The sequence below is a fragment of the Paraburkholderia strydomiana genome, from assembly GCF_031456815.1.
GTDB classification, from domain to species: domain Bacteria; phylum Pseudomonadota; class Gammaproteobacteria; order Burkholderiales; family Burkholderiaceae; genus Paraburkholderia; species Paraburkholderia caledonica.
Map to the genome: position 1 here is coordinate 149,111 of NZ_JAVDVL010000009.1, position 11,654 is coordinate 160,764.

Consider the following 11,654-nt stretch of genomic DNA (forward strand, 5'->3'; position numbering starts at 1 on the left):
GAACAACATGCTGAACGACGGCTTGCAAGTGCTGTATATCGAAGACGACGAACTCGTGCGGCGCGCCAGCGTGCAGAGTTTGCAACTGGCGGGCTTCAACGTGGTCGGTCATGCGTCGGCGGAATCGGCGGCGAAGTCGATCAGCGCCGACTTTTCAGGCGTGATCGTCAGCGATATCCGGCTGCCCGGCGCGAGCGGTCTCGATCTGCTCGCGCAATGCCATGAGCGCGCGCCCGACGTGCCGGTGATTCTCGTGACCGGTCACGGCGATATTTCGATGGCGGTGCAGGCGATGCGCGACGGCGCCTATGATTTCATCGAGAAGCCGTTTGCTTCTGAGCGCCTGATCGAAACCGTGCGGCGTGCGTTGGAGCGGCGCAAGCTCGTGCTGGAAAACCTCGCGCTGCGCCGCGAGCTTGCCGGGCAGAGCACGGTTGCGCCGCGGATCATCGGCCGCAGTCCGGCAATCGAGCAGGTCCGGAGGCTGATTGCTAACGTCGCGCCGACCGATGCGTCCGTGCTCATCAACGGGGACACCGGCGCGGGCAAGGAATTGATCGCGCGCAGTCTGCACGAGTTGTCGCCGCGGCGTGACAAGCCGTTTATTGCGGTCAACTGCGGCGCGCTGCCGGAGCCGATGTTCGAGTCGGAGATGTTCGGCTACGAACCGGGCGCCTTCACCGGTGCTGCGAAACGCCGGGTCGGCAAGCTCGAACACGCGTCGGGCGGCACGTTGTTTCTCGACGAAATAGAAAGCATGCCGCTTGCGTTGCAGGTCAAGCTGCTGCGCGTGTTGCAGGACGGCGTGCTCGAACGCCTCGGCTCGAACCAGCCGATTCGCGTGAATTGCCGCGTGGTCGCCGCCGCAAAAGGCGATATGGCGGAACATGTCGCCGACGGTTCGTTCCGTCGCGACCTGCTGTACCGCTTGAACGTGGTGACGATCGCGCTGCCGCCGCTTGGCGAGCGTCGCGAGGACATCGTGCCGCTTTTCGAACACTTTCTGCTGGACGCGGCCGTCCGTTATCAGCGTCCCGCACCGATTCTCACGGACCGTCAGCGCGCGAGCCTGATGCAGCGCGAGTGGCCGGGCAATGTGCGGGAGTTGCGCAATGCGGCGGACCGCTTCGTGCTCGGCGTCGCCGACGACCCCGTCATGTCTTTCGGCGACGAAGGCGCGCAGCCGCAGCCGCTGAAGGAGCGCGTGGAGCAATTTGAACGGGCGGTGATTGCTGAGGCGTTGGAGCAGAGTGGCGGCGCGGTGGCAATCGCGGCGGACCGGCTGCAGCTTGGCAAAGCAACGCTTTACGAGAAGATCAAACGCTATGGCCTCGCGGCCAAAGGGGACGGGGACAGGTGAAAAAAGAAACGCCGGCAGTTCATGCCGGCGTTTTTCATTGGGCTTTGGGTTTGACTTTCTGGCTTGGACTCGGATCGGTTGATCCGGGCGCCTGGCGTTACTTTCAGCACGAGGCTGAATCAGCCGTCGTGGCTCTCGCCCGGCTCAAGCAGCGTTCAGCGCCTTTTCCAGCAGCTGGTCGAGTTCCGCGAACTGCGGCTCGCCGACATAGCGCTTCAGAATCTTGCCGTCCTTGTCGACCAGGAAGGTGGTCGGCGTAAGCTGGACGTTGCCGAACTGCTTCGCGGCCGAGCCGTCGTCCATGGCGACCTTGAACGGCAACTGACGCGTCTGCGTGTAGTTGGTCACGTACATGGGCGCGTCGTAGCTCATGGCCACCGCGACGAATTCCAGCCCTTTACCTTTGAAGCGGTTATACGTCTGGACCATCTGCGGCATTTCCTTCATGCATGTATCGCAGCTCGTCGCCCAGAAGTTGACGAGGTAGACCTTGCCTTTCAGATCGGCAGTCGAGACTTTCTGGCCCGAGAGCAGCGTGAAAGTCGCGTCGGGCACGCGCTGTTGGCCGGCGAACGCAAAATAGCCAGCCACGCCGATCGCAATCGCCACGACGGCGGCGATCACGTAGCGAAGCGGATTCGTGCGCCTGACGGCGGTAGTCGACGTGATGGTGCTCATGAACGGAACCTCGGAAATCGCGAAATGGCGTGGGACAGCGCGTGGGCCGGGGCTTTGCGCCCGCTGCCCCATAGCGTGGGTATTGTAGTCCTATTCGAGCCAGGCGGCAGCGAGCGCCCGCACCGGGCGCATGCCTCGCGCGGGCTGCGGCCGATTGTGGGCCGATTGTGGCCGATTGCGGCCGGTTCCCCGGCCGCGTGCCGCTTCCGCTGACGCTTCTCAAGCTGCCAGCGGATAATGTCGCTTTATGCTCACGTCATTGGCCCGCTTCCCGGGCGCCTTGTTCCCATGCTCCAGATCGTTTTTCGCGTTTTCCCTCTGTTCACCCAACTTCTTCCGCGTCTTGTTTCCGGCTTCGCCCGCAATCGGAATACAGCGGATCAGAAACCGCCCGTGGTTTCGCGCGCGCATTCGGTCTTCCGCGCGGGGGCTTGCGCGCTCGCCATTGGCGCGGCTCTGAGCGGCTGCTCGCCGACTTTCGACTGGCGCACGATCATGAATAACGACAGCGGCTACACGATCGACCTGCCGGCCAAGCCGGGGAATGATCAGCGTGCCGTACAGATAGACGGAGCGCCGATGCAAATGGCCATGCAAACGGCCGAAGCCGGCGACGCCGTATTCGCGGTCGGCACGATCACGCTGCCCGACGAAAGCGAGGCGACGCAACGCAAGGCGCTCGACTTTCTGCGTACCGGCCTGGCGCGCAACGTTGGCGCGCAGCCGGATGCGCACGCCGTGCAGATTCCGCTCGCGGCCGGCGGCAAGGTGCTAGGTCTGGAAATGCAACTGAGCGGGCAAGCCGGTTCAGACCACGAAAAGCGCACCGTTTATGCGCGGCTGGTCGCGCGAGGGCGTCATGTGTATCAAGCCGCGATCATCGCTTCACAGCCGTTGCCGCAGGAGCAGGTCGACCAATTTTTTTCTTCTTTCCAGCTGTATTGAAAGTGGTAGTTTTGGCCGATTCAAGGTGCGGCGGATCCATTTATGCAGTGAAAGTTCCGTCGCAGCTTTGCACGCTAATTCTCGGTTTACGTTGAAGTTTTCCACTTGTCCGCGTGTCCTGTGGATAACTCTGTTGAGAACTCCCGCTTTTTTCGCGCAGATGCCCGCCCCATGGGCATTTCGCCTGTCTGCGCGCCCGTCGGCAAGAATAAAAAACTGTTTTAAATCAACGATTTTGCTCGAAAGCCTTCTATGTACCTTTCAGATGTTTCTAAATTTATCTGGAACGCGCGCATGTGCATAAGTCAAGTCTTGACAGCATATTTTTCTCCTCACCCAGAGCCAAAAGCGCGTCGATACTGAACGGCCTCGCCGACCTGTGCAGCGCTCGGCATGCTCGTCCCTGCGAGGTCCGCGATGGTGCGCGCCACCTTCAACACGCGGTAGTAAGCGCGGGCCGACCAGCCGAAGCGCTCCCCGGCCTCGCGCAGTAGCGCTTCGCCGGCTGCGTCGGGCCGGCAGACGGCGTCCACCTCTTTTCCACTCAACTCGCGGTTGGTTTTGCCTTGCCGCGCCAATTGACGCTCGCGTGCGACGTTCACCCGGCTCGCGATAACCGCGCTCGTCTCGCCAACGGCGTTTGACCGCGCGGAAAGCTCCGCCGACGTAAGCGCAGGCACTTCGAGTTGAATGTCGATGCGATCGAGCAGCGGCCCGGACAGCTTGCGCAGGTAGCGCGCCGCGATGTCGGGGCGTGCAGCGGCAACGTCCGTTCGGATCGCCGCGCCAGCCGCAAGGACATGGATTCATCGCCGCGATCAATTGGCAAGCTGCGGGAAAGTCCGCCTGCAACGCTGCGCGAGAGATGGTGATGCGACCGGCTTCCAGCGGTTCGCGCAGTGTTTCCAGCACGTCGCGGTCGAACTCTGGCAACTCGTCGAGGAAAAGCACGCCAAGGTGAGCCAGCGTAATCTCACCCGGCTGCGGAGGGTTGCGCCCGCCGACCAGCGCTGCTGCGCTCGACGAATGATGTGGCGCGCGAAACGGCCGTCGGCGCCATTGCGAGGGCGAGAAACCCGTGCGGCTTGCAGAGAGCAAGGCGGCCGAACTGAGCGCCTCGTCGTCGGTCATGGGCGGAAGCAGACCCGGCAAGCGGGCGGCGAGCATGGATTTGCCGGCCCCCGGCGGCCCGATGAGCAACACGTGATGTCCGCCGGCCGCGGCGACTTCGAGCGCTCGGCGCGCGCCGCGCTGGCCGATCACGTCGCCCATGTCGGGCACGGCCACAGGCGTGAACTGTGCGAGGTCCGGTGCGGCGACCGGATAGAGGCGCGCTTCCGGCGCGTCGGCCAGATGAGCGCACAGCGACGGCAGATCGCTCGCGCCATAGACATCCACGCCGGGCACGAGCGCAGCCTCCGCAGCGCTTGCGGCGGGCAGATAGAGTTGCGGATTGCAGTGCGGCGGCGCGCGCGTGGCCATACATTCAGCAGCGGACGCGTCGCCCGCCGCCGCGCTGCGCGCGGTGCCACACGCCATCGCGAAAGCGCCGCGCATGGGACGCAGCGCGCCCGTCAACGACAACTCGCCGGCGAACTCACGATGAAGCAGCGATTCCACGGGAATCTGGCCGCTTGCCGCGAGAATGCCCAGCGCGATCGGCAGATCGAAGCGGCCGGATTCCTTGGGCAAGTCTGCGGGAGCAAGATTGACGGTGATGCGCCGCACCGGAAAGTCGAAGCCGCAGTTCTGCAGGGCCGCCCGCACGCGCTCACGGCTTTCGCGGACTTCCAGATCGGGAAGTCCGACGATCGAAAAAGATGGCAACCCGTTCGCGAGGTGCACCTCGACGGTTACTTCGGGCGCGCGGCCAGAGGCCGGCGCGCGACTGCGCACCACGGCAAGCGACATGTTTTCTCCCGTTGGACGGTGCGCGACTAATGCGCTCCAATCCCCTTAATACGCTGATGACGTCACGGCTCGCTTGCCTGTGATGTGCAGCTAGATGCAGCTACTGCGCTGCCAGAACGACAGGCGTCAGGAAGTCTGCGTGACCGGAAGTTTCTGTTCGAGTTCTGCGACGCGACGCTCCAGTTCTTCGAGACGCGCGCGCGTTCGCACGAGCACCTGTGTCTGCGTATCGAATTCCTCACGCGTGACCAGATCGAGCTTGGAGAAGCCCTGCGACAGCATGGCTTTTACATTGCGCTCGACGTCTTTGGCCGGCGAATTCTTGAACAGCTCGCTCATGCGTGCCTGAATGTCGTTGAAAACATCGTTCGGTTGTTTCATGGTGTTCCCCTTGGTGCACAAAAAATGTGCAGCGTTTCATTACGTCTGTGCCTCGCATCTAACGATGCGCTGTGTTGGTGCGCCGGCCTTTTCAACTCACGACGGCGTGAGCCCCTTTGGTGCGCGCTTCCTGTTTCGGAACCTGCGGACACTCTAGCAACGATCCCTGCACCGCGCCACCGGTCGGGGCGTGCGTTAGCCATTCGGACAAGAGCGGCTGAGCCGCTCGCAAAGCCCGCGCGGGCGCAGTTTGACACAACATGGCATATGAGTTGCTTTTACTGCCCCGCGCGCACTGCCGGCACCATTTTCCGGCAGCGAAACGAGACCACGCGGACGGTTACGAGTGCCAGCCAGGCTTCTGCATACGGAACGCAGACGGATTGAAGCAGGGCTGCAACGGGTTCGGGAAACGCGTTACGCAAACGGGTTACGCAAACGGGTTACGCAACTAAGCGAGGGATTTCATGAAACTCATCACCGCAATCATCAAGCCGTTCAAGCTCGATGAGGCGCGCGAAGCCTTGTCGGCGATCGGCGTCTCGGGCATCACGGTCACAGAGGTCAAGGGGTTCGGCCGTCAGAAGGGCCATACGGAGCTGTATCGCGGCGCTGAATACGTCGTCGATTTCCTGCCGAAGGTGAAGATCGAGGCCGCTGTCTCGGACGACATCGTCGATCAGGCGATCGAGGCGCTGGAGCGCGCGGCACGCACCGGCAAGATCGGCGACGGCAAGATCTTCGTCACGCCGATCGAGCAGGTGATCCGGATTCGCACCGGTGAGACCGGCGCGGACGCTCTGTAACACCAAAAGATAGCGACACAGATAAGCGACAAGAGGAAACGAAAGATGCGCAAACTATTGATGTCCCTGCTGATGGCCGGTTCGCTTCTCGCGGGCGGTGTCGGCGCCGCGCTCGCGGACGACGCGTCCGCTCCCGCAGCCGCCTCGGCCGCTACTTCCGATACGGCAAGCGCGCCGGCACCGGACGCGTCGGCCGCCGCCGCAGCTTCGGCACCCGCGGCTGACGCATCGGCTGCACCCGCAGCGAGCGCCGCCACCGCACCCGCGGCATCGGACGCCGCGCCGGCCGCACCGACCGCGCCGTTCTCGGTCGATTCGTCGAAGATCAATTCGGGCGACACCGCCTGGATGCTGACCTCCACCGCGCTCGTGCTGTTCATGACGATCCCGGGTCTGGCGCTCTTCTATGGCGGCATGGTCCGCAAGAAGAACGTACTCGCGACGCTGATGCAAAGCTTCGCGATCACCTGCCTCGTGACGATCATCTGGACGGTGGTGGGCTACAGCCTCGCGTTCACGCCGGGCGGCTCGTTCATCGGCGGGTTCTCGCGCGTCTTCATGGCCGGCATGAACTACATCAAGGGCGACAAGGCCACGACGCTGACCGTCAGCCACCTGGCACCGACGATCCCGGAAACGGTCTACTTCGTCTATCAGATGACGTTCGCGATCATCACCCCGGCGCTGATCACCGGCGCGTTTGCCGACCGTATGAAGTTCTCGGCGATGCTGGTGTTCATGGCGCTGTGGTCGATCATCGTCTACTCGCCGATCGCGCACATGGTCTGGGAACCGACCGGCTGGCTGGCTAGCGCAGGCGTCCTCGACTTCGCGGGCGGCACGGTCGTGCACATCAACGCGGGTATTGCGGGTCTGGTGTGCTGCCTGGTGCTCGGCAAGCGCGTCGGCTACGGCAAGGAAGCAATGGCTCCGCACAACCTCACGCTGACGCTGATCGGTGGCGCGATGCTGTGGGTGGGCTGGTTCGGCTTCAACGCGGGTTCGGCAGTGGCGGCAGACGGCCGTGCCGGCTTCGCGATGTTCGCAACGCAAGTAGCAACGGCTGCCGCGGCGCTCGCCTGGATGTTCGCCGAATGGGCGGCCAAGGGTAAGCCTTCGGTGCTCGGTATCGTGTCGGGCGCGGTGGCTGGTCTCGTGGCGATCACGCCGGCTTCGGGCTTCGTCGGTACGCTCGGCTCGCTCGTGATCGGTATCGTGGCCGGCGTAGTCTGCTTCTGGTCGGCAACGTGGCTCAAGCACAAGCTCGGTTACGACGACTCGCTCGACGCGTTCGGCGTGCACTGCGTCGGCGGTATCGTGGGTGCGCTTCTGACCGGCGTGTTCGCGGTCAAGGACATCGGCGGCTTCGACGGCAGCGTCCTGCTGCAAGCCAAGGGCGTGCTGACGACGCTGATCTACAGCGGCGTGGTGAGCTTCATCCTGCTGAAGATCATCGACATGACCATGGGTATCCGCGTGACGGAAGAGCAGGAACGCGAAGGCCTGGACGTCAGCCTGCACGGCGAACACGTCGAATAAGGAAGTGGCTTGACGAGCCCGTGCTCCCGGGCTCGATGAATCAGGAACAAGCACGAAACAAGCACAGCGCTTCGGCCCGCCTTCATGGCGGGCTTTTTTCTTGCTCGCTATCTTGTTAACAGTTCTTTTTCCTGTCTATCATTGCGATAGAGACAATGCATTCTGGCTAGCTTGCGAATGGAGAAAGCGTCCCCAAATGGGCAAAGCATTTGCTCTACAATCTTTTTTCTCCAGTCTGCGAGTGATCAATGGTTCCGCACCTAGTTACGGCGTTAAACGGCCCGCTGCTCGATCTTGAGCGGAAGATCCTCGACGCCACTCCCGCAATCGAACGCTGGTTCCGCCTCGAGTGGCAGGAGCACACGCCGCCGTTCTATTGTTCGGTCGATCTGCGCAACGCAGGTTTCAAGCTTGCCCCGGTCGACACCAATCTGTTTCCCGGCGCTTTCAACAATTTGCCCCAGGAAGTGCTGCCGCTCGCCGTGCAGGCCGCCATGGCGTCGATCGAAAAAATCTGCCCGGACGCCAAGAACCTGCTCGTGATTCCCGAGCGCCACACGCGCAACGCGTTTTATCTGGAGAATGTCGCCCGGCTGGCCGCGATCATGCGCCAGGCCGGCTTGAACGTGCGTTTCGGCACGCTCGACGAAAACATCAACGGACCCGTCACCATTGCGCTGTCCGACGGGCAGAAACTCGTGCTCGAACCGCTCGAGCGCTCGCAGCGTCGCCTTGGACTGAAGAATTTCGACCCGTGCTCGATCCTGCTGAACAACGACTTGTCGGGCGGCATTCCGCCGGTGCTCGAGAATCTGCACGAGCAGTATTTGCTGCCGCCGTTGCACGCCGGCTGGGCTGTTCGCCGCAAATCGACGCACTTCTCGTGCTATGACGACGTGGCGAAGAAGTTCGCGAAGATGGTTGAGATCGATCCCTGGATGATCAACCCGTACTTCGCGCATGTGGAAGGCGTGGATTTCCAGGAGCGCACCGGCGAGGAAGCGCTGGCCGATGCGATCGACGGCGTACTGAAAAAGATCGCCAAGAAGTACCGCGAGTACGGCATCTCCGAAAAGCCGTATGTCGTCATCAAATCGGACGCGGGTACTTACGGCATGGGCGTGATGACCGTGCACGACGCGTCGGAAGTGGCCGCGCTCACCAAGCGCGAGCGGGCGAAGATGGCCGCCACGAAAGACGGCCTGGAAGTGCATGACGTCATCGTGCAGGAAGGCGTGTACACGTTCGAGCGCATTGGCGAAGAAGTGGCGGAGCCGGTCGTCTATATGATCGACCGGTACGTGGTAGGCGGTTTCTACCGTGTGCACGGCAGCCGCGAGCGCGATCAGAATCTGAACGCGCCGGGCATGCACTTCGTGCCGCTCGGTTTCGAGCACACGGCGCTGCCCGATGCGCACGCCAAGCCCGGCGCGGCGCCGCCGAACCGCTTCTATATGTATGGCGTGGTGGCGCGGCTCGGGCTGCTGGCCGCATCGGTCGAGCTGGAAAAGACCGATCCGGAAGCGATCCAGGTTTAAGCTCGGCCGCGCGAGGGCGGCCTGCATGATGCGCGGCGGCGCGCATGCCGCCCGCGCCGTTTTCACCCACGACATTCGCGCTCGACTTCACTCGTAAATTCACGCGCAGATTCACGCGCAGTTACACGATCAACGCCATGCCCAGCAGGGCGCAACGGGACCTTCATGGACATTCTTTTCATCGCCGATCCGCTTACGCAGTTCAAGATCTACAAAGACTCTACTTACGCGATGATGGCCGAGGCCGCGCGCCGCGGTCATACGCTGTACACGTGCGAGCCGAAGCATCTGGCGTGGACGGGCGGCGACGTCGAAGCAAACGTGCAGCGCTTTGCGATCACCGGCGACGTGACCGACCTGCATCGCGATATCTGGTACGCGGCGGAAGCCGCCGCGCCGCGCGCGCTCAAGAGTTTTAGCGCGGTGGTCATGCGCAAAGACCCGCCCTTCGACATGGAATATGTCACCTCCACGTGGCTGCTCGAAATGGCCGAGCGCGCCGGGGCACGCATCTTCAATAAGCCGCAGGCGATCCGGGATCACTCGGAAAAGCTCGCCATTGGCGAGTTTACGGAATTCGTCGCGCCCACGCTGGTAACGCGCGATCCGGCGCGACTCCGGGCATTTCACGAGCAGCACGGCGACGTGATTCTGAAGCCGCTCGACGGCATGGGCGGCATGGGCGTATTCCGCGTGAAGCCCGATGGCATGAACCTCGGGTCGATCATTGAAATGCTGAGCCACGACGGCACGCGTTCGGTGATGGCGCAGAAGTTCATCCCCGAGATCAAGGACGGCGACAAGCGCATTCTGCTGATTGGCGGCGAAGCCGTGCCGTACTCGCTCGCCCGTATTCCGCAAGGCAACGAGGTGCGCGGCAACCTTGCGGCGGGCGGACTCGGCGTCGCGCGTCCGCTGACCGATCATGACCGCAAGATCGCCGATACGCTCGCGCCGGTGCTGGCGGCGCGCGGTCTGCTGCTCGTCGGGCTGGACGCGATCGGCGACTGGCTCACGGAAGTCAATGTGACGAGCCCAACGTGCTTCCGCGAGATCATGGATCAGACGGGCTTCGACGTCGCGGCGATGTTCATCGACGCACTGGAGCGCGCGGCGGGTTGAGCGGTCGTCCTTGAATGTCGGCGGCGGCCCCCAAACTACGTGGCAGGATCAGCATCACGTCCGCTCAGAACGGGACGCCGGCTTAGGCCCCAAAACGGGCCTGCTACAATGCCCGCTCTTCGCGTCCGTTTCTGGCAAGAGGCTCTTGCACCGGGCCATCGGCACGAATCGCGGACCTGGAACGAGCGGATTCAGCGTGCGCCGGCACGGCGTCATGCTTGTGATTCCGCTCATGAAGTGGTGCATTCCCGGCTCTCATGGCCCACGGCCGGCCGAGAGCGCGAGCGTTTCGGACAGGTTCCGATCCACGTTTGGGGCCGTCTTTTTGCAGTAAGGCTGACATGGCAGGCATTCTGATCATTGCGCACGCTCCGTTCGCCACCGCGTTGCGCGACTGTATTTCGCATATCTACGGTGGCTTGCCGGCTCGCATCGGCGTGATCGACGTATCGCCCGATTGCGATCCCGCACAAATGGTTTCTTTCGCCGAGTCGGAAATCGCGCGTTTGAAGGAAGAGAACGGCGCGCTCGTGCTCACCGATATGTTCGGCGCCACGCCCGCGAACATTGCGGGGCGGCTTGCCTCGGTGCCGGACGTGCGCGTGCTGTGCGGCGTCAATTTGCCGATGCTGGTGCGCGCGGTCTGTTATCGCGCCACGCCGCTCGACACACTGGTGGACAAAGCGCTCGCCGGCGCGACCAAGGGCGTTCATGCAATCGGCCCGGCAACGCCCGCGCCCGCTGAGTCGTCGGCGGCCTCGGCCGACTGTCTGCCCGCGTTGCCTTGCGACGCGGAACTCGTCCAGAAGGCTGGGCCAGCAGGCCTGTAGCGCATCGCATTGCAACTGCATAACGACTGACTGGCAGTTTTACTTTCACAACAACACTTACCAGCGCTTCGGACCATCACATGCTGCAACAGGAAACGACTATCGTGAACAAGCTGGGGCTGCACGCGCGCGCGTCGGCCAAGTTGACGCAACTGGCGGGCAACTACCAGTCGGAAATCTGGATGAGCCGCAATGGCCGCCGTATCAATGCGAAAAGCATTATGGGCGTGATGATGCTGGCCGCGGGTATCGGCAGCACGGTGCTGATCGAAACCGAAGGCCCCGACGAAAAAGAAGCGATGGACGCACTGTTGAAACTGATCGCTGATAAATTTGGCGAAGGTCAGTGAACTTGCGAATCGATATACCGATGAGTGAAGCGCCGCGGCTGTCCGCGGCGTTTTTTTTAGCGCGCGACAATACGCGGATCTCTTCGGCGAATGCAATGATGCATGGAGCGCAACGACTACGGTCTTTCGTGCTGCATTGCACACAGCATTCACGCACGTGCGCGACGGCGTGGAATTTATAATGACGACGAGAG

Annotated in this window: 10 protein-coding genes and 1 pseudogene; 8 read left to right on the plus strand and 3 right to left on the minus strand. The window is 62.7% G+C overall.

Annotated elements, in window-relative coordinates; genetic code table 11:
- Positions 1–7: 7 nt before the first annotated feature.
- Entirely contained in the window at positions 8–1,360 is a 1,353-nt protein-coding gene (locus tag J2W46_RS23310; protein ID WP_020067072.1) for a sigma-54-dependent transcriptional regulator, read from the plus strand.
- Positions 1,361–1,504: 144 nt separating this feature from the next.
- On the opposite strand, the gene J2W46_RS23315 is transcribed toward J2W46_RS23310, so the two are convergent.
- The gene (locus tag J2W46_RS23315; protein WP_027780122.1) at positions 1,505–2,038 is read right to left on the minus strand and encodes a TlpA disulfide reductase family protein; all 534 of its coding nucleotides are present in this window, start codon (positions 2,036–2,038) and stop codon (positions 1,505–1,507) included.
- A gap of 237 nt (positions 2,039–2,275) precedes the next feature.
- On the opposite strand from J2W46_RS23315, the gene J2W46_RS23320 reads away from it, so the two are divergent.
- Positions 2,276–2,983, plus strand: coding sequence for a hypothetical protein (locus tag J2W46_RS23320; protein WP_310356589.1), 708 nt, complete (start codon positions 2,276–2,278; stop codon positions 2,981–2,983).
- 332 nt (positions 2,984–3,315) lie between these two features.
- Here J2W46_RS23320 and J2W46_RS23325 read toward each other — a convergent pair.
- Both J2W46_RS23325 and J2W46_RS23330 read right to left on the minus strand, forming a co-directional pair.
- Positions 3,316–4,894 (minus strand): annotated as a pseudogene (locus J2W46_RS23325) (YifB family Mg chelatase-like AAA ATPase).
- A gap of 126 nt (positions 4,895–5,020) precedes the next feature.
- The gene (locus J2W46_RS23330; RefSeq protein ID WP_020067052.1) at positions 5,021–5,275 is read right to left on the minus strand and encodes an accessory factor UbiK family protein; all 255 of its coding nucleotides are present in this window, start codon (positions 5,273–5,275) and stop codon (positions 5,021–5,023) included.
- 467 nt (positions 5,276–5,742) lie between these two features.
- Between J2W46_RS23330 and J2W46_RS23335 the strand changes: the two genes are divergently transcribed.
- From J2W46_RS23335 to J2W46_RS23360, 6 genes are all read left to right on the plus strand, one after another.
- A complete protein-coding gene (locus J2W46_RS23335; RefSeq protein ID WP_006048089.1) occupies positions 5,743–6,081 on the plus strand; it encodes a P-II family nitrogen regulator in 339 nt (112 codons plus the stop codon).
- Positions 6,082–6,126: 45 nt separating this feature from the next.
- A complete protein-coding gene (locus tag J2W46_RS23340; protein ID WP_310356593.1) occupies positions 6,127–7,620 on the plus strand; it encodes an ammonium transporter in 1,494 nt (497 codons plus the stop codon).
- A 248-nt stretch (positions 7,621–7,868) separates the two neighbouring features.
- Positions 7,869–9,158 carry a glutamate--cysteine ligase gene (gene gshA, locus J2W46_RS23345; protein WP_095417596.1) on the plus strand — a complete coding sequence of 430 codons (1,290 nt, stop codon included), beginning with the start codon at positions 7,869–7,871 and terminating at the stop codon, positions 9,156–9,158.
- A gap of 165 nt (positions 9,159–9,323) precedes the next feature.
- Positions 9,324–10,280, plus strand: coding sequence for a glutathione synthase (gene gshB, locus J2W46_RS23350; RefSeq protein WP_310356598.1), 957 nt, complete (start codon positions 9,324–9,326; stop codon positions 10,278–10,280).
- 341 nt (positions 10,281–10,621) lie between these two features.
- The gene (locus J2W46_RS23355; RefSeq protein WP_020067049.1) at positions 10,622–11,110 is read left to right on the plus strand and encodes a PTS sugar transporter subunit IIA; all 489 of its coding nucleotides are present in this window, start codon (positions 10,622–10,624) and stop codon (positions 11,108–11,110) included.
- Between the two features lie 80 nt (positions 11,111–11,190).
- Entirely contained in the window at positions 11,191–11,460 is a 270-nt protein-coding gene (locus J2W46_RS23360) for an HPr family phosphocarrier protein (RefSeq protein ID WP_020067048.1), read from the plus strand.
- Positions 11,461–11,654 lie beyond the last annotated feature (194 nt).

Bases quoted from the DNA above. Each gene is read 5' to 3' on its own strand.
- J2W46_RS23310 (WP_020067072.1), top strand. From the start codon at position 8: ATGCTGAACGACGGCTTGCAAGTGCTGTATATCGAAGACGACGAACTC.
- J2W46_RS23315 (WP_027780122.1), bottom strand. From the start codon at position 2,038: ATGAGCACCATCACGTCGACTACCGCCGTCAGGCGCACGAATCCGCTT.
- J2W46_RS23320 (WP_310356589.1), top strand. From the start codon at position 2,276: ATGTCGCTTTATGCTCACGTCATTGGCCCGCTTCCCGGGCGCCTTGTT.
- J2W46_RS23330 (WP_020067052.1), bottom strand. From the start codon at position 5,275: ATGAAACAACCGAACGATGTTTTCAACGACATTCAGGCACGCATGAGC.
- J2W46_RS23335 (WP_006048089.1), top strand. From the start codon at position 5,743: ATGAAACTCATCACCGCAATCATCAAGCCGTTCAAGCTCGATGAGGCG.
- J2W46_RS23340 (WP_310356593.1), top strand. From the start codon at position 6,127: ATGCGCAAACTATTGATGTCCCTGCTGATGGCCGGTTCGCTTCTCGCG.
- gshA (WP_095417596.1), top strand. From the start codon at position 7,869: ATGGTTCCGCACCTAGTTACGGCGTTAAACGGCCCGCTGCTCGATCTT.
- gshB (WP_310356598.1), top strand. From the start codon at position 9,324: ATGGACATTCTTTTCATCGCCGATCCGCTTACGCAGTTCAAGATCTAC.
- J2W46_RS23355 (WP_020067049.1), top strand. From the start codon at position 10,622: ATGGCAGGCATTCTGATCATTGCGCACGCTCCGTTCGCCACCGCGTTG.
- J2W46_RS23360 (WP_020067048.1), top strand. From the start codon at position 11,191: ATGCTGCAACAGGAAACGACTATCGTGAACAAGCTGGGGCTGCACGCG.